Origin of the sequence: Pseudoalteromonas sp. Isolate6, assembly GCF_022398435.1 — a bacterium.
Lineage (GTDB): Bacteria > Pseudomonadota > Gammaproteobacteria > Enterobacterales > Alteromonadaceae > Pseudoalteromonas > Pseudoalteromonas galatheae.
The window spans coordinates 1-17,323 of record NZ_JAKEVK010000041.1; the positions used below are offsets into that span (position 1 = coordinate 1).

Annotated in this window: 14 protein-coding genes; 2 read left to right on the forward strand and 12 right to left on the reverse strand. The window is 44.2% G+C overall.

The genetic code is table 11. From position 1 onward, the window contains the following. Positions 1-58: 58 nt before the first annotated feature. Positions 59-307 (forward strand): hypothetical protein, encoded by a 249-nt coding sequence (locus L1D50_RS08260; protein WP_239965858.1) that lies wholly within the window; start codon positions 59-61, stop codon positions 305-307. A gap of 29 nt (positions 308-336) precedes the next feature. Here the strand turns inward: L1D50_RS08260 and L1D50_RS08265 are convergent, their stop codons facing one another. The 5 genes from L1D50_RS08265 to L1D50_RS08285 all read right to left on the reverse strand — a co-directional run bounded on the left by L1D50_RS08265 (position 337) and on the right by L1D50_RS08285 (position 4,537). Continuing rightward, the gene (locus L1D50_RS08265; RefSeq protein WP_239965859.1) at positions 337-1,605 is read right to left on the reverse strand and encodes an AAA family ATPase; all 1,269 of its coding nucleotides are present in this window, start codon (positions 1,603-1,605) and stop codon (positions 337-339) included. 6 nt (positions 1,606-1,611) lie between these two features. Further along, on the reverse strand, positions 1,612-2,235 hold the full coding sequence (locus tag L1D50_RS08270) for an RNA ligase family protein (RefSeq protein WP_174170193.1): 624 nt from the start codon (positions 2,233-2,235) through the stop codon (positions 1,612-1,614). Between the two features lie 169 nt (positions 2,236-2,404). Continuing rightward, positions 2,405-2,734, reverse strand: a complete 330-nt coding sequence (locus L1D50_RS08275; RefSeq protein ID WP_138522486.1) for a phosphotyrosine protein phosphatase — start codon at positions 2,732-2,734, stop codon at positions 2,405-2,407. Then, a complete protein-coding gene (prfH, locus tag L1D50_RS08280) occupies positions 2,724-3,368 on the reverse strand; it encodes a peptide chain release factor H (RefSeq protein WP_239965860.1) in 645 nt (214 codons plus the stop codon). Before prfH ends, L1D50_RS08275 begins: the two co-directional genes overlap by 11 nt. Further along, complete coding sequence (locus L1D50_RS08285) at positions 3,365-4,537, reverse strand: RNA ligase RtcB family protein (protein ID WP_239965861.1); 1,173 nt, start codon at positions 4,535-4,537, stop codon at positions 3,365-3,367. Before L1D50_RS08285 ends, prfH begins: the two co-directional genes overlap by 4 nt. Positions 4,538-4,899: 362 nt before the next feature. On the opposite strand from L1D50_RS08285, the gene L1D50_RS08290 reads away from it, so the two are divergent. Beyond that, positions 4,900-5,193, forward strand: coding sequence for a PAAR domain-containing protein (locus L1D50_RS08290; RefSeq protein WP_045989257.1), 294 nt, complete (start codon positions 4,900-4,902; stop codon positions 5,191-5,193). A gap of 61 nt (positions 5,194-5,254) precedes the next feature. Here L1D50_RS08290 and L1D50_RS08295 read toward each other — a convergent pair whose 3' ends face one another. The 7 genes from L1D50_RS08295 to tssK form a co-directional block, all read right to left on the reverse strand. After that, a complete protein-coding gene (locus L1D50_RS08295; RefSeq protein ID WP_239965862.1) occupies positions 5,255-6,490 on the reverse strand; it encodes a CyaA/EF/ExoY family adenylyl cyclase toxin in 1,236 nt (411 codons plus the stop codon). A 118-nt stretch (positions 6,491-6,608) separates the two neighbouring features. Then, complete coding sequence (locus L1D50_RS08300; RefSeq protein ID WP_239965863.1) at positions 6,609-8,918, reverse strand: hypothetical protein; 2,310 nt, start codon at positions 8,916-8,918, stop codon at positions 6,609-6,611. Positions 8,919-8,931: 13 nt separating this feature from the next. Next, positions 8,932-9,435: a hypothetical protein gene (locus L1D50_RS08305; RefSeq protein ID WP_239965864.1), complete on the reverse strand. Its 504-nt coding sequence runs from the start codon at positions 9,433-9,435 to the stop codon at positions 8,932-8,934. 8 nt (positions 9,436-9,443) lie between these two features. Then, complete coding sequence (gene tssI / locus L1D50_RS08310) at positions 9,444-11,456, reverse strand: type VI secretion system tip protein TssI/VgrG (protein WP_239965865.1); 2,013 nt, start codon at positions 11,454-11,456, stop codon at positions 9,444-9,446. Positions 11,457-11,482: 26 nt separating this feature from the next. Then, complete coding sequence (locus tag L1D50_RS08315) at positions 11,483-14,845, reverse strand: type VI secretion protein IcmF/TssM N-terminal domain-containing protein (RefSeq protein ID WP_239965866.1); 3,363 nt, start codon at positions 14,843-14,845, stop codon at positions 11,483-11,485. Further along, complete coding sequence (locus L1D50_RS08320; protein ID WP_239965867.1) at positions 14,842-15,999, reverse strand: DotU/TssL family secretion system protein; 1,158 nt, start codon at positions 15,997-15,999, stop codon at positions 14,842-14,844. Before L1D50_RS08320 ends, L1D50_RS08315 begins: the two co-directional genes overlap by 4 nt. 2 nt (positions 16,000-16,001) lie before the next feature. Further along, complete coding sequence (gene tssK, locus L1D50_RS08325) at positions 16,002-17,321, reverse strand: type VI secretion system baseplate subunit TssK (RefSeq protein WP_128727255.1); 1,320 nt, start codon at positions 17,319-17,321, stop codon at positions 16,002-16,004. Positions 17,322-17,323 lie beyond the last annotated feature (2 nt).

Genomic DNA, 17,323 nt, shown 5'->3' on the forward strand with positions numbered 1-17,323 from the left:
ATTTATACATATAACCTTAATACTCTCATTGATATTGGTAAAAGTGGTATGAGGGAGTATGACCAACAACACTAGTGCAGTTGCTCCTTGGCTAGGCTATACAACACAAGAATATAAACTGGTGCAACGATTGTTAAATGCAAAGAAAGGGAACGTTTTAGGCTTCGAAATTTTGGATGATGTTCAGGAGCAGTCCGACAAAAGAACTGTTCTTGAGCAAGATAAAATTAGCATAGCTCGTAGGATAGCACTCTGCCGCTATTCACACTTCTATATTGGTTACTTGTCAGCTATCAAAATTAGCTGACAAGTAAAGCTAACCTCACTGAGCGGTGGCTAAAACGTCCCCTTTTGCCAAAGCACTTGCCCTTGTTCGCCAATCACCTGTATCCGATGCGCTTCTGTCACCGATGGCCACTCCAACCTTTTCAGCTGCTGGGTTATCACTTCATCTGGGACGACTCGTGCTCTTGCTCTGTTATTTTGTCGAAGTTGTACTTCACCTTGTTGAAATACGACTAACGTCACGAGCGCACCGTAGTCACACCCTAAATCGCAAAGTATCTTACGAAAATCTTTTCGCAGGTTTGTCGCATCCCACACAACATTTTCCTTCGCTGCTAATGCTTTTTTCAGCTTTTGCTTGGCGGCTTGTAGCACCTGACCACGGTTTTTTTGACTCGCGGAACGACCGTTAATCTCGCCTCTTAGTTCATCCAAAGAGACCAGTGTAAATCCTTGAAGATGCTTTGCTATCCAACTGGATTTACCGCTCCCACTCGCTCCACACATGATATAAAAATGACCATAGTGCTTTGCCTGTTGGTAAAATTTGATAGGAGCTTCTTCAGGAACTGTAATTTCGCCAAAAGCCATTTGTCTAACTGTATAAGCAGTAATGAAGCACTGTTCTTCAACAGTTGGGTATCGCGATATATTAGCAAGCAGTGATTCAGCCGGATCTGCAACTGACCAAAGCTCATATTCTTGAGCAAACATTTTAAACAAGCTCAGCAGTTCAATTTGGATATCCTGATCTGGGCAGATACGACCTCGCATATCTGCAACTTCGAGCCAGTAGAGCATCTCGAGATCAGCATTTAGCGCTAAATTAAGATATTCACTGAAGCCTTTGTTTTTAACTACCAATAATTTGGGCATTTGATGAAAACCGACTAATGCCAAAATCGTTTGAATAGTCTGCATTGGCAACGGTAAGTCAACGAGTCTACTTGCTAGGTAACTCATCCCGATCGCCTCATGCCTCGGTGCAACAATCCGCCGTTGACCATCAATCTCCTTCGCTCTGGTCACGACAGGCTTGGCGATATCATGCAACAGCGCAGAGAGTATCAGCACCTGCCTTCGCTCCCCCTTTATATGAGAGGCAGAACTCTGCAGCAATGTATAAAGTGCTTCCAATACCATATTAGTATGAATGGCAACATTACCTTCCTCATGCCAAATAGTATCTTGTGGTGTTACTTCAAGTTCGTGCAACAGGGGAAAGGTTTCCCCCAACTTGGCTAAGCACTCTGTAAAATCAGGCTGATGTTGCTCTGTGAGCAAAAGCAACCAATCCGCTACTTTTTTCTTCGCTAACATACAGTGTTACTCCTCCATGAGTTTGTTTGGTGTAATAACGCTATGCATCCAATGCTTATCCGACACAATATGATCTGAGCGCACCCATTTGGCAACACAATTAGCAAACTCATCATAATGGAAGGCATCAGCCACTCTGACCACATAGCCTTCTTGTAAGTTTGTATCTACAACTATACTTTTGATGGTTTTTTCGCACCATGCCCCACGATAGAGCACCTTTGGATTATGCAGACCAAGCTCATTAAAAATAGCTTGGCTATCATCCCAACTTAAACACTCGTTACTCGCGTTCCACACAGAAAAAGCGAGGAAGTAGCTAGGCAACTTCTGATAATGAATGGCGTGCTTTGCATACAAGTTTTCACCACAGATACGCCATCCTTTTGGAATCTTTAGACCTATTTGAGCCTGTAGTGCTTTTACCCAAGAGCGAGAAGGATGATAACGACTGTCGAGTGATCGTGCATGCATATAATCAGCATACAAAGTGGTATTTTCACCATCCATTTTTTCGGTCACGACTACTTGTTTGTTTTTAAAGTGCTCCGTGTTGGCACACCTTACATCATCACTTGTGATCCCTTTTGACCACACCAAGTGCGGAGTTCGAGGATATTTAATTCTCATCTTAGTTGCTCCATTTTTAAAATTAAAAAGCCAAGTTGGTACTTGGCCGCAAAATCAGCAATTAATAGCGACAAAACGACTTATTGTGTTCTCAATTGCTTGTTCCCGATGGAATTACATTGCTCTATCCTCTTCCTTACAATCTTATTAACACCCGAAATGGGCAGAGCTAAATCACTAAGATACTCGCGACGCTGTCTTGTAGTAGCGTCACTAGCTCGTCATCCATAAATTGATATTCGTCAGGAATATCCAATACTTGAACATTTTTATAGCGCAATAGATTGGCGTATTGTGCACGCAGCCGCGATTTATGTTTTTCTTCCATGACTAAAATAATATCGGCCCACTCAATATCACTCACCTTTACACTGCGACGTGCTCTTGGGCTTGTGCCTGCCGATCTCACGCTAATACCCGGATGATTTTTCCAGATACGCTCAGCGGTTGGACTGCGCCATTGGTTGCGACTACAGATAAATAACACATTAGTTGTCATGCAGAGCTCCTATATTAAACGGCACCCTTGGACTGAACTGGTTTCCTTTAAAAGTATTTTTAGGATTACCGCGTTGTAGCGCCTGATGCTGCTGCCACCTTGCTTTATCACGAGCCATTTCCTCAGCATCTGCCTGCGCGGCCAATTTCTGTAGTAATAACGCCTTTGCAACGCGCTTATTGGCATGCTGACTACGTTCACTCTCCACTCGCACACTCAATCCTGATGCAATATGCGTCGCTCGTACCGCTGAGTCTGTGGTATTAACATGCTGCCCACCAGCTCCTGACGCGCGACAAGTTTGATAGCGAATATCGGATGCCATTGCGACTTCATCTATCTCGGCCATGCTGCCGCTAAAGAACCAATTTTTCCGTTTATGTTTGGCACGAAATGGGCTCTGGCACACCCACAACTGCGGGCCATGCCAATACTCGGCAAGCGCTTTTGCGTCACTCGAAAGCTGTAGCAATACGGACTTCATGCAGCCTTTGTGTTCATGCATTTCTTGCGTTAACACGGTACATTCTGCGCCTATTGCTTTAGCTTGTTTATCGACTAAGTTGAGCGCCAATGCAACGGCTTTCCCGCACTCTGCTGGGCCTTGACCGGCTGAAAGTTGCAACAAGATCATGACGAACAGCTCCCGTTGGTTTTAAATGTCAGCACCGGACGCAATATGGCGATCACTTCTATCAATCCAGCGTCAACCAAATCACTGACAATGGTTTCACACTTTTTATAAGCCTGCGGCGCTTCATCGTACAGCAACCCCTTATTGCCACAGATCACACGACTCCCCAATGCTGTGCGATAAAGGTCTTCACGTTTATATTTGTGACTCAAGCGGCTTTGGCAGTCACCTCGCTTCCACTTTCGACCAGCACCATGAGCCAAAGAATATAAACTGGCCGTCAACGCAAGCGCATTGTTTATAGGCTGAACCAAATAGCTATAGTCTCCTCGTGAACCGGGGATCACGACAGCACCTTTATCACTTGGGGTCGCACCTTTACGGTGCAGCCAACCTGCGCGACCATCAATAACTTTTGGGCACACAAGGTTGTGATTAACATCTAGCGTACATTCACCATCGCTACGAATGGCTGAGAGAAATCTTTTTGCAATCAAAAAGCGGTTTAACTCAGCCCAGCGCACCGCTTCATCATGGCGTGCCAAATAGTGTGAACTTTCACTCTCTTGAGCCGCTTCAGCCAGCAAGCCATCATGATTAAAACGCGCAATATGGTCGACTAAAATGGCTTGCCCAAGCCCACGCGAGCCTGAATGTACCAGCAGCTGTAAATACTTTTTATCAAGACCAAGCGCAGTAAACGCGGCTTCATTGTAAACACGTTCCACCGCTTGAAACTCGGCGAAATGATTACCGCCGCCAATCGTACCCAGTGCACTTTCAAATAATCCAGCTGAAATATCACGATGTGTCATTTCAGCTTGAACAGTCTCTTGCCAACTTGCATCGAGCGGTTGCTCGATGTCTTCTAGCCGTTTAGCAAACTTATCGACATTAACTTTGGCAACCTTTGTGGTGGTTTGCCACAGCGCCATTCCACAGCCAATATCGTTTCCGACTAACGCAGGATACAGTCGGCCCAGGCTAAAAAATGCCGCGCCGATTGGATAGCCACGCCCCGGGTGCAGGTCAGGCATACCTGCAACACGATGCATACTGGCTAGTTCAGCGGTTTTTGTAAGTTGTTGGATCGCAGCGCCTTCAATCCAAGTGTCTTGAGATGCAAATAGACACACGCGATCAGAAATTTGTTGGACGGATCTGCCCATAGTTACCAATACCTTTCAATGAGGTTTAAAAATAATTGTGTATTGGCAGGTCTAGAATGGCTTAGTTATAGCAATCAAATGTTAGGTTGCATAGGCAACACAAAATCGCTAAATACAGCTTTCGCAAACTAGGAAATATTTATTCGCGCTCGCGAATTACAGAGAAAGACCTGCAAAGGATAAAATTGTATGTGTCATGTTTTTCTCTCCTCTACAGTGAATGAATGGTTAGAATCGCGGCAAGTGTAAACAGTTTGGGAACGTAATGCAACTTCTGACAGAAATTACACCCTTTCTGAGTATTGGGAATTTTCATAAAGGCGATATACTGAGATGGAGTACAACAATAAAAGGAGAATGCCATGCCAGGATTACCAGCTGCACGGATTTCAGATATGCATGTCTGCTCTATGGTAACAGGCACCGTGCCACATGTAGGTGGACCAATATCAGGCCCCTCGGTGCCTAACGTGCTAATTGGAAATATGCCTGCTTCTGTTGTTGGCGATATCGCTGTCTGTGTTGGTCCACCAGATACCATAGTAAAAGGCAGCACCAGTGTGCTTATTAGTGGCAGACCAGCGGCGAGAATGGGTGATACCACCAGCCATGGTGGCAATATTGTGCTGGGAATGCCAACCGTACTAATTGGCTAACAGACGCCGCGTAAACGTAGCTTCAACAAGCGAATGCCTTTCAAGTGAAAGGCATGTTCAATTAGATTTTCAATGACAAGCCTTGATAGTCTTTCAATGGGAAGCCTTTCATCGAGCCATGTCGCTGCAGCCATTCAGTTAATATTTTCATCCATTGGAAGCCAAGTTTAAAATTCCAAATTGGATTAAATAGCGGCACATAGTCCATTTGTACTAATTGTGCCCGCAGCGTTATCACATCCTGCTCGCTTTCCATAATCCAAATACGAGAATCGGGAAAATACACCACGGCCTCATAATCCAGCTCATCAACCATAGGTCGACCAGCTTCATCACTGTGGTGAACCATCCACCCACCACTGCCCTCATTCATACAGCCAGTGTTGACGCGTACCGCTATTTCTTCGATCAATAGAGAAAGATTACCGGTGTGGGGACCTTCTTGGCGGCTATATTCATCAAATGTGCGAATAAACTTATCACTACCATCCACGTCTCGTTGCCAAAAGCCATCCTTTTTACCATTGGTGGCTGCTCGCACGACCGCTCTTTCTTCTTCACCGAAAAACTTGTCCTTCGGAAATACTCCCCACAAGTCGTAATCACCTGTTTGCACGCCTTTGTAATTTGATGGTGCTTTGGCACCATAACCTAGCGGGTTTGTTAGTCCACAAAGTTGTACATAGGTATGTCCAGATTGCAGCGTGATAGTATGTTTGCGGGGATCCGGGCAGGCTGCAGCAAGGGTATTACTCGCATCATAGCAAACTGCCCAGTCGCTCTGATCTGGTCCGTAGGCGCGAGACGCTGGCTGAATTTGGCTTACCTTAATCAATAAAAAAGCATGTCGCTGCCCGTCTTTAGCAGCTGCAGTCACTTTGATGATATGGTCATTCACGGTTTCTTGTGCGTAGCCTTTACTGGCTCGCTGCATTAGCCCTGCCATCGCCTGTCGACGAGCATCCGTAATATAAAGCGGAATAGACATTGCGCCATATTTATTAATTGCTTCGGCTACCTTCCCTTCTTGCCAGCCTCTCGCCTTACCCCCAGTGCCCTTTTTTCCAAGGGCAGGATCTGCTAAGACAAAACCAGCCATTGGTCCCCAATCACATGATTTAGCCTTAACATGATAGCCTTTTGTGGCGTAGCCTTGTGTGATTAGCTGGGTTGCATAAATACCAACCGCGCGAGAAGAAATAACACAGTTAGTCTCTTTTGCTACACGCGCAAACACCGCTGAATGGGCTTCAGGGATCCCAGCTAATAGCTCCGCATTTTCTATTCCGCTTTTCAACGCTATATCCTTAGTAATGATCCATTACAGTTACAATATCAACTTGATTTGAGCACGAAGCGATAACCCCAAATGGGCTATAAACCTCAAAAAACTATTTTACTCACTGCCGCAGACCCTATGCTTTGTGCCCTGCTAACACGCTATATCGTCTGTTTATTTTTTCTAACGACATCGCTAGTGCCTGCAGCGCATTTCTCTCAGATTGGCTCGAGGCATTCAGCTTAGTCATCGCAGGACGACGTGGACTCGTCCGGTGTGTCGAGTCCAGCTGTGACAACCACTTTTGCGTCGGATAAAGCACATCCCGCTGCAAAATTTCTATTCTACTTGCAATTAACGCTAAGCATTTTGGGATCTGTTCACACTTACTGGGCCTTGTAAAAGCATGTTTGCGCTGGCAAAAGAATTGGTAATATTTACCAATTCCACTATCTATCGCTTTGGTTATTTCATGACGACGACCAAACTTTACCCACGTAAGTTCTTTCCACTGCGCAATGTTAACAGGCGTACTTTCTATACTATTCAAGTCACTAGACAACGACCCTTTACCTAGCAAAGTGTGCGCTAACATCTTGTAGTCCAGCGTCTGCAATTCCATCTCCAATTTCTTTAATTGCGATAAGTAGTCCAGCTTGTTTGTACTTTGTTGCTTCAGTACTTTTTTATTGAATAACTCAACTTGGTCCAACACGCTGACGCCCTGTTTTACAACCGTGTTAGCACTACTCAATGACTTGTTATTAAACAGCTCAACCTGATCAAGCACACTGACCCCACGCTTTACCTGCGTTTTACTTGGTGCCAATTGTGACGGGTTAAAACGCGTCACTTCATCGAGTAACCCCAAACCACGCTTTTCTAGCGTCGTCACCGAGTTCAACTTTTTGTTATTAAAAAGCTCAATATCATCAAGTAGTCCATGCCCCCGTTTTTCCACGGTTACCGTTGGCTTCAAGCTAGACTTATCGAACCCTCTAACCTCGTCCAATACAGATTTAGGTTTTGATAATTCGACTTTACTGAGTAGCGATTTATCAAAATTTTGTACTTGTTGCAGAAAAGGCGCTGGACCTACTTCGCTTGCCTTTGTTTTTAAATCTTTAAGTCGAATTTTGCGTGACTCTATGTATTCCTGCGCTCGCTCTTTGAGTGACTCAAATTCAGACAAATGCTCGTTACAATAGTCTAGCCAAACAGCCATATCAGTGTTGTCTCTAACCGTTGCAAACAATGTGGAGTCGGTTGCATTAACAATAAGGTACGCAGCAACTAATGGGTCTTTAAGGAGGTTATCATCCAAATATGGATGATATTTGTTGATTTGTAATAAATGTCGATTAATTTTACGCGTGTAGTAATACTCTTTTGCCAGTACTGCGATTTTCTGCACGTAAAAAGCCGTGAGCGTCAGCACTTTCGTTACATTTCCGGGCAATGTGATCCCGGAAATGACGGAAAAACTGTTATCAATTGCTTTGACCAATTGTTTACCCGCTTCGGCCATCGCCAATAAAAACTGATTGTTAGCAAACGTCGTTAATGCGGTTCTTAATTGATAAGTTTTATTCGCCAGCATCATCGTTTTACTATCTTTAAAACGCTGAGAACAAGCTTTGGCAGCCATTTTCACCGCTTCAGTGTAGTCTTGCACCGACTTCGCGGCAGATACAATGGCATTGATCCCAGGCACCAAAGCGATACAAATTTCGGCGACTAAACTGATCAACAGCTCACGAATGCTCACCCAACATTCTTTGACGAATAACATAAAGTCTTGCGCTATGCCTTTCAAAAAGTCGATCACAGTTTGCGCAATTTCCTTTACCCAGTGATAGCCCTGCTTAACCGCCGTTGCCATGACATTCCCACTTTTAACTTGGCTGACGATTGAGTTAGCAATTCTATGAATTTCAGAGGATTCTCGTCGTTGCTCTTCATTATAATTTGACTGTACTTGGCGGTCTTTCTCTTGCTTTTCGCGCTTTGACTGTGTGATGTCTTTCTTTGCCTGCTTGACCATGTCTTTTAAGTCATCTTTATACAGAAACTTTGCACGGCTGCCATACAAGATCCTGACGCAGTCTCGCTTGGCCTCTTTGGCAAGCAACTGTGAAAAGTCATCGATATCTTGGTCTTCTTCCTTCGGGAACAGGAAGTTATGCAAACGCTCAACAGGGAAGTTATTATCAGCCGAGTTACGTAAACTAGAACGCCAGCCATCCTGTTTTAAATATTTCTCTTCTTTACTAACCTGCCATAGAAAGTAGGCACTTTTTAGTTCTCTAAAGTTGGCTGGGGTCGCAGATTCTCGATAGGCTGCGACTTTACTATCAACTTTACGCAACAATTTCCCTCTTGGTGTCAGCCTAATACTCGTGTCATTACGCCATGTACTAAGGATATGAGTGGTGGCAAAGGGCATGTGCGCTCCAAGATTATTGATCAATCATAGATAATAATATTGCAGCATTGATAGCATGGCCAACCATATTTTCGGGTGGTAGTACCACAGGTAACTCAGGCGCAACTATTGAACCTGTTCCCGACCAAAAGACAGAGTAAGCTAACCAACCAAACGCGTTGTCTAGCCCCACCCGCTCAGCGAGCTGTTGTGCACGAATACGCAAAGTTTCACTAGGTGATTGCAACCACCCCTCGACACAGCTCAATACCTTGAGTTCATCATCTGTTTCCCCCCCAGAGGCCTTCACGACTTGAAGCCCCCATCGAATAGCATTCATCACCGCTAAGCCATGCGCGACGAGTTGAATTGCATCTCGCTCAAGGTCAGCTTTTAGTAAAACTGATACCGCCTGCCGTGGGGTTAATGTGGGTTCCAGTAACTTGCTTGCTTCTTCAGACGCCTGATATCGACTGATAATAGTCGCAATCGATGCTTGCTTGAGTTGCCCTAGCACTTGCTCGTTAATTCTCGTCATCAATATACTCAGTTAATTTTGACCAATGCGCCGCTGATCTCAGCCATTGCCGTACCACTCAATTTGGCCATCGCCGTTGAGGTGACTTGTGCACCCGCCGTTCCCTCTAACTTAGCAATCGCGGTCGATTTTACGTTAACGCCTGCCGTACCTTCTAAGTTTGCCTGCGCGGTTGCTTTAAGATCTAAATTTGCTGTCGCACTAATTTTGGTGGATGCTTGGCTTGAGGTTGTCAGATTCATGGCTGATATTTTTGTATCTTGAGACGATTTAAGCTCAATGGCAGAACCTTCTATCTTGATACCAGAGCTTGAGATAGTAATTTTATTACTGCCTACTTTCAGCTCTATCTCACTGTCCCCTTCAAGCGCAATTTTATCGGCCTTTAAGCTGTAATTTTTGGTCACCGAGACAGTTTGTGATTCTTCAACTGTCGTTGTCTGGTTTTTCTTAACCGTTAAACTATCGTCCGCGTTGATTAAACTCGTGGCATTGTTGGCAACCGTAATGGAGAGATCTTTACCTGATGTAATAGAAAGCAGCTCTTCGCCTTTTTTATCATCAAAACAAATTTCATGCGCAGTGTCATCAGCCAAACCTGTTTTGATACTCGACTGTGTCGCGTCTTTTTGTGGATAGAGTGGTTTAGTATTGCTGTTAAACACACTACCAATAACGATTGGCTGATCAATGTCACCGTTTATAAAATCTACGATAACCTCATCGCCTATGCGCGGAATAAATTGCATCGCCGCTTTACTGCCCGCGGTTTGCTGCATCACACGTAAATAACAACTAGTTGATTTTTCGTCTGTGGTATCCCAGTAGAAATGTACTTTGACTCGGCCATCCGTGTCTTGATTGATTTCGCCTTTGCTATCTAATGAACCACTTTCGGTTACCACCACCGCTGACGTAATACCCCGTGCCAACGGTTTTTTGGGATAAGGTGGCGTTAGCGGAAGCGCCTCATCGCGACACTGAACCACACAGCGATAGCTCGCGCTTTGGCTTGATTGCTGCACATCAATGTGATGGTTAACCGCCAATACATTATAGTCACCCTCTAGTTGACTATTAACGTGGGTCGCCACGGTAAGCTTATTGCCCACCACCACCACGTTTGCATCCGTCTCCATCTCGATATCACCACCGCAGGCTTGCTCTGCGCTATTAAGTTGAGCCGCAAGCGTGCTGACATCACTAAAGTCGTTACTATCACTATTTAACGCTACATGCTCAAAGTTATTTGAGGTTATCGTCGTCACACTCGAATTAGAAAGCTGGCTTTTGGCGGATTCTACTTTCGTTTTCGTATAGTTATAACCTGCCAATGACAGAGATTTTTTAACCAGCTTTTGCTGTGGTTCAAAGCGCTGTAGCAGCAAGTTTTTTGCCGTTTTAACCTGCGCATGATCAAATTTAGCTTGGCTATTGCTATCGAGTGGCGAACTTGCACTATGAACCTGCAAGGTGTGCTTGCCACTATCTTGAGAGAAATAAAAGATAACTCCAGATTGCGACATTAAACGCGTCACAAACTCCAAGTCGGTTTCATCATATTGAGTACAGTATTCCAATTTAGCGGTTGGCATAGTGCCAAACTGGTACATCCCTTTAAACCCTGCTGTATCGAAAATATCAGACAAAATGTCTTTTGCTGACTGAGCTTGATAGATCCGATAGGTGCGATTAAAACTGAGCAACCATAACCAAGATTTCAACGTTAGCTTAAAGCGACGAAGCGCATCAGCACGGCTATCAAGCTCATTAATTTCAACGACATAAGCCTGATATTCAAGTAAGTTATTGGGTCGTCCAGCAACATCTTGATACCAGTTTAAGGTCATAGTATCCCCTAACGTATCTGAGATATCATCGCCGTCAGTGACTAACTCAATTTCTGCAGAGACACCTTTATCTACTGCATCACTAATATCGCAATAGTTCAGGCGATAAGCTTTGCCGCTACTTGTCTTAGCAACTAAGTAGCTAACTTCACCTGCAATATAAGTTTCCATGTTCACACCTTAATCGACGGGTAATATCACTGCAAAACGGTATCGGGTACGAATAACCGAGAGAAAAACTCTGGGTTTAGCAAACTCGCCTCATCGCCTGCGCCCTTCATGCTCAACACGACAGCTGCACCTTGTTTGTTGCTCACCTCAACCGTATCTCGCCTACTTTGTTGTTGGTAACGCTCAACCAAGCGCATGGGAGACCAGACGCCCTCCAGTGTATGCGTCATTTTTTGGTTGCTCAGGTCAGTTAACACCAGCTCTAGTGATTGCTCTGTAAAATCTGTCGGCCAGGTAAACTGAGTTTCAACCAAAGGACCATGGGTATAGGTTAGTTTTCGCTCACCAACACGCAATGTAAATTCACTCAAGGCTGCAGACATCGACTTTGGCGCAATCACTATATTCAGCTTAAGGTTGCCATCTTGGCCATAAAGTTCTCGCTGAAGCTTGCCGTAAGTGGATAAAAATGTTGTGACTTCAGGTGATAGTGAAAGCGCAGCCTCACGACCAAATACCGGAAATTGTAGCGTGCCATCAACAGAAACAAACTGCCCTAAGATCTGCTCCTCAAAATTACTGATTGAACTATTGGGCGCAAAAAATGCGGCCAGTGCGCTGAGTTTAAGGTCTTCGCCAGATTTATTAAATGGGTAGTAAACAGCAACATTTTTACGGTAAGGCGCTACCACGTCTTGCTGCCACTTTTCTTGTAAGTACTCTGATGTTTTGCGCTTTACATGCGTTGCAGTTTCACGCAATACCAAATCTACCAGCTCCGCCATTAAAGGCTCATCGTAACGGGTTAACCACAGCCCTGAAAAGGCCTTGAAGTTATTAGGGTCTTGTAGCTGTTGAAAATAGCTTAGCCCGGGGATCACAGTGCTATCCGCCTGTGTTTTCCAATCCTTCAGCGCTTTTAACTGTGCCACAAACGCTTGATACTGCTTTGATAAACTTTCAGCGCTTTGCACTAGGATTGGACTATCAGAGAATGCTTGACGGATTTTACCCGCAATTTCGTTAAACTCTTTTGCCCGCTCGATTTCCAATAACTGTTGCTTATTTAAGCTCTGATTAGCTTTATCAATTAGTTGCTGCGCTTTTTGTGCTTTGGCTGCGACCTTCTTCGGGGCATTAGCGGCAATTGCATCAGCCTTTTCAAAACTCGGCACTTCCACTTGCGGCAGATAGATATAGGCTCGAAGTGTAGTATATAGCTGCAACAGAGGTGATTGCTCACTTTCGGTTAACTCAGAAAGCAATACCTCTAGCGACAGTTCTGGAGCAAGGTGGATCCCCGAGTAGTACTGTCTCCAAAAGCTGATATAGTCATTAATATAGCTAAACTTTATATAGTTACCGATGCGAGTTAGTTCTCGCTTGGATGGCGGGGTTTGAAATAACCCATGATTGTCTTGCACTAGCTTCTGCATAAACGCCGACTCCGGCAAAAACGATAGCTGTTGCAGTGCTTTAGGCGTAAACAACTCGGGAACCAAAAACTGTGTTTTAGCTCGAGTGATCCCAAATAAACTCACATGATCGCTATGTTTGGCGAGTAGTGTTGGTCTGATATCAATCAGCTTTGCAAATTCAGGAAGCTGCTTAACGTACTCATACATCAATTGGTTTGTATCTTGCAGCGCTAATTGGTTATCAACTAAAGCCAACAGCTCTTCATTGATATCTATTTTGTTATAACCGAGGAAATACAGATCATCAACGAGACTTGATACTACTTGAACTTGAGACTCATCAAGTAAAGCGCTCTGGGTGAGTGATTCCGCCAAATGTTTTTTAACCAACCTTTTATTTTCACCTAATGCAAACGACTGATAGATATCCTTTACATTGATGACATTGAGATAGTCTTCAAGCTCCAAGTAAACAAACAACTCCTGCTCAAGATATTTGCTGATTGTGGGCTCTAACGTGGTAGCTAGTTGTTGCTGGTATAGCGAACGATAATGCTCTTCACGGTCAATAGAGGCAAGAATTGGTAGCGCGTACCAAGGTTGGCTTTCCTTTTCCTCGGTAAATTGACTATAACCAGACTGCAGCAATGCCAATGGTTCAATCAATGAACTTAGCTCATCAAAGCTGATGGCACTTTTATTCAAAATATACTTATAGTCTTGATGTAACTTGCTAAATTCTTGGTGTAATGACTGGTTATAGACGTAAGCCTGCCAGCCTACCCAAGCTGCTCCAGCGAGTAGACCTGCACCTGTGCAAAGCATTAAAAACTGTCTAACGCTATGGCGCCAAATCTTCCACCTATTTACAGGTGCTAAGTGTGCCAACGGCAAAACCTGATTTGTGAATGTCTTGGTGATCTCTGCTTTAGGTTTTAGCGTGGTTTCGGCAACAACGGGCAAAAGGGATTGATTCACTTCAATTAACGTATGTGCCGTTGCAAGGTTTACCCGCTGCTCCGCATTTTCAGACTCAACTAAGTGGAAGCTCTCAATTTTATACGGCAATACCTGACCATTAAAGTCGGCCAGCTCATCGATAAAGTGTGCAACGGCAAGCTTTAAATATTGCAACTGCATCGGCCCCAGCAGCTGTTTACGCTTGAACTCATCGTCAAGCTGCAGCGAGACTTGTTGTAGATTATTGGCAAATAGCTTCTTAAACAGTAAATCGTATGCTTCACTGAGCGCGTGAGAGGATTGTAATCCCTGCTCAGAGAAGTAAATGGACAGATCAGCAAGCTCGACCCGCTCATTCAAGCTTTCAGCGATCCCATCTAACTTGTTAATTCCACATAGAAATAAGTGTGCGGGAACGGGATAACCACTGCGCAGATAAATAGATTCGAGCCGCGCTTTAAAGTCTGCAATAAACTCTTGCTTAGCCTTTTGCGAACGCTGGATAACACTAAATGCATCGCTTAATAACAGTACCCCGTTCAACGGTTGTTTTGCACGAATAAAGCTCAGCCAAGCTAAGAAGTGCTGCTGATCTTCAACCTTTGCTTTTACATGCCAAATCAACGCCCCTTGAACGTGATAAACCGCTATATTTGGTGGCATACCATTGAGTTTAACGCGATTAAATTGCGCGAAGGAGTCACTGGTATTGCCCTCTGAAATCACCAAATACCATGCGGTTTTATAAACATTGCTGCTCAGTTTCAGTTTTTTTGCGATGCGCTTGTATAGGGTAGAGTATTGCTTAAAGAAGTTTCTTCTTTGATATTTGCCGATAACAAAACGGTTGATACTAGGCACATACACCACCAGCACACCAACCAGAGCCAGCAGTCCGCTCAGCCAATACCAATGTGTTGCTAACGCTAGCGAAAAAGTAAGTACTAAAAGTAGTACAGCCAATAACACGAAGGATGCACCGATCCATAGGCGAACTAACGGAGTCTTCACTGATACTCCTTGATATAAGGTGAAATGTTACAGCTTTGCACAAAAAACTGACTAACCGCTTTGGCCTGCGTAAAACCTGTTGCAATAAAACCTACAAACTGGCTATCGCCCACTTCCTCAATAACGAGTGGATAGCGGCTATTATCACATTTTTGTTTAAGACTTTGTGCACGTGCCATATTGTTAAAAGCACCAATTTGCACCAAGTACAATGTCATAGGCTCTTCAGTGATAACCGGGGCAACTGCGGGCGCTTTAGGTTGCTCAATTATCTGTGGTTGCGCAGTTGGTTTTGCTGTTTCTAATGCATGCATTTGCTCACTTTCGTAAAATCTTGCATTTTCAATAAACATTTTCTTCGGTTGCAACTGCTGGATATGCTGAAAAGTATCTCCCGCCATTTCTTTGTACTCTTGGTTTTGGCGCTCATAAATCTCACCGAAATACTGGTTATAAATAAATAAACCCACCACTAAAAGCACCGTAAACGCTAACCAAAAACTCAATGGTGAAATACCAGTAAATAGCCCTAGGTTACGAGATGACTTTCTGGGAGCCGTTGTTGTATTCGTATCAAGCTTCAACTTGAATGCCCCAAGCTCAGTTAATGCAAAACTGATCTCGGCGGTTAACTTTTTCAACTCAGTCACATGACCTGTGTGATATTTCCCTTTAAAGCCAAGCTGTAGAATGAGATAGCAAATCTTTAATAACGCTAAGTGCTTCTTAGGAAACTCCATCAATTGAAATACTAAGCTAAAAAAGGTGTCTCCACTGTTGCGAATACCAAATAATTGACTCACTAAGGTCTTGTTTTGCCACTGTGTCGTATCCAACTGACAACCATAGCTTATCCTTTCGTCAAAGAATGCCGCCCAAATAAAGCACAACTTATCCAGTAGCGCTGGTGATATAGCTCGCTCCCGACCTCGTTGTTTAATGCTCTTGAGCTCGGTAATGAGGTTAGCTCTGAAATTTTCCAGCGCGGCGATATCTTCCAATGAAGAGACGGACTCAACCATCGCAAGAAGCGGCAGGCTTAGTTGTAATAACGCCTCTTCCTGCCAACTAAATTCCGTTAGCAAGTCCTTTAGCGCTGCATTTTTCTCATCAACAAGTGAGAATTGGTTAACCGTATAACTGGCTGCACTCATAGTTAGCTAATCAAAAATAATTTAACGTCATCGACATGAATTCGGGCATCAATGTGCAACGCCAGCATTTCTTTGTTATCTACCATTTTCACCCACAGTGGATCTTCTAAATCAATTTGAAAATATTCCGTCGACCCTTGCTCTTTTAGCTCTGGCGGAGCGTAAGGTAATGCACTCACTCGCACACCAGGTGTGGCGTTTTTAATACAATTGATGATGCTCTTGTTACCCGCAAGCTTAAACCCTGTTGTAAATAGTTCTTTGGCGAGGCTTTGCGGACTAGTCACCGCAATAACCATACGTTTAGTCTGGCTGATATCGTGTTGCTTCACCTTTACCAATAACATTCTTCTGCTATCGAAAAGCGACTTATCCCAAGTGTATTCAATGACATTTTGCTGTTGGGTGATCGACAGCTTGTCTTTGATCCGCGCCAATACACCATGAAATTTTTCATATAAACTTTCGAACGTAAGCGGTGTCCACGGAGAGCGCACCTCAAAATCGATACTCAATAGCGCCGCCTCAAACTGTTTTAGCTCAAAGTAGAAACGGCCTAATTTATAATGTTGTGTTCGCTGGGTTGCCTCGAGCCAAGGTAACCAGTGATAGATCACGGTAAGCAACTGCTGCTCTTTGTACCATGCGCTGTTGCTTTGTGTATCAACGACGGATTGTAATCGTGTGAGCAGCTGATTCACTTTGGCATTTGCCAAAGTGTCGAGCTCTCGCACGCGCTCTAACAAAATATCAGCCGCCCCAATGCTGAGGCAGTCAGGGATAAAGGCGCGGTCGATGATCACTGCCCCATTACCATCCACCTCCAGCACTTTACCAACCGCTAATTTGACAAAACCATCTAGGTTTTCTTGCTCAAGCTTAAGCGCAACGTTTAACCGTGCAGTTTCAATTTCAAGTTCAGCAGCTTGGTTGTTGGTAAAGTCAAAAACGCGATTAAACTGGGTTTTATAGCGAGAGCTCGAAGCCCCGTTATCAAAGCTGTTGTTTCCAGCAAGATTGGCTGGCACAACCAGATAAACCATTTGATCTATCGTGCCTTCAGGAATGTGCAGCGCGACCTCTTGATCTAACTTGAAGTACTGACCATCGGGCAGAATGCCTTCACACGCTACCACAGAAAACTGACCCAGTTTTAGTAACCCTTCATTGATACTCAGCTGAGCAAGACCACAATGCGGTGCAAATTCACTGGTTGTCAGCGCACTGTATTGCTGTGTGACGTTTTCAAGGTGTGATTCCATCTGCTGAAAATGCTGAGGATATAAAAAGGTACCTTCTCGCCAAACAATTTTATTACTCAAAA

Bases quoted from the DNA above. Each gene is read 5' to 3' on its own strand.
- L1D50_RS08260 (WP_239965858.1), top strand. From the start codon at position 59: ATGACCAACAACACTAGTGCAGTTGCTCCTTGGCTAGGCTATACAACA.
- L1D50_RS08265 (WP_239965859.1), bottom strand. From the start codon at position 1,605: ATGTTAGCGAAGAAAAAAGTAGCGGATTGGTTGCTTTTGCTCACAGAG.
- L1D50_RS08270 (WP_174170193.1), bottom strand. From the start codon at position 2,235: ATGAGAATTAAATATCCTCGAACTCCGCACTTGGTGTGGTCAAAAGGG.
- L1D50_RS08275 (WP_138522486.1), bottom strand. From the start codon at position 2,734: ATGACAACTAATGTGTTATTTATCTGTAGTCGCAACCAATGGCGCAGT.
- prfH (WP_239965860.1), bottom strand. From the start codon at position 3,368: ATGATCTTGTTGCAACTTTCAGCCGGTCAAGGCCCAGCAGAGTGCGGG.
- L1D50_RS08285 (WP_239965861.1), bottom strand. From the start codon at position 4,537: ATGGGCAGATCCGTCCAACAAATTTCTGATCGCGTGTGTCTATTTGCA.
- L1D50_RS08290 (WP_045989257.1), top strand. From the start codon at position 4,900: ATGCCAGGATTACCAGCTGCACGGATTTCAGATATGCATGTCTGCTCT.
- L1D50_RS08300 (WP_239965863.1), bottom strand. From the start codon at position 8,918: ATGCCCTTTGCCACCACTCATATCCTTAGTACATGGCGTAATGACACG.
- L1D50_RS08305 (WP_239965864.1), bottom strand. From the start codon at position 9,435: ATGACGAGAATTAACGAGCAAGTGCTAGGGCAACTCAAGCAAGCATCG.
- tssI (WP_239965865.1), bottom strand. From the start codon at position 11,456: ATGGAAACTTATATTGCAGGTGAAGTTAGCTACTTAGTTGCTAAGACA.
- L1D50_RS08320 (WP_239965867.1), bottom strand. From the start codon at position 15,999: ATGAGTGCAGCCAGTTATACGGTTAACCAATTCTCACTTGTTGATGAG.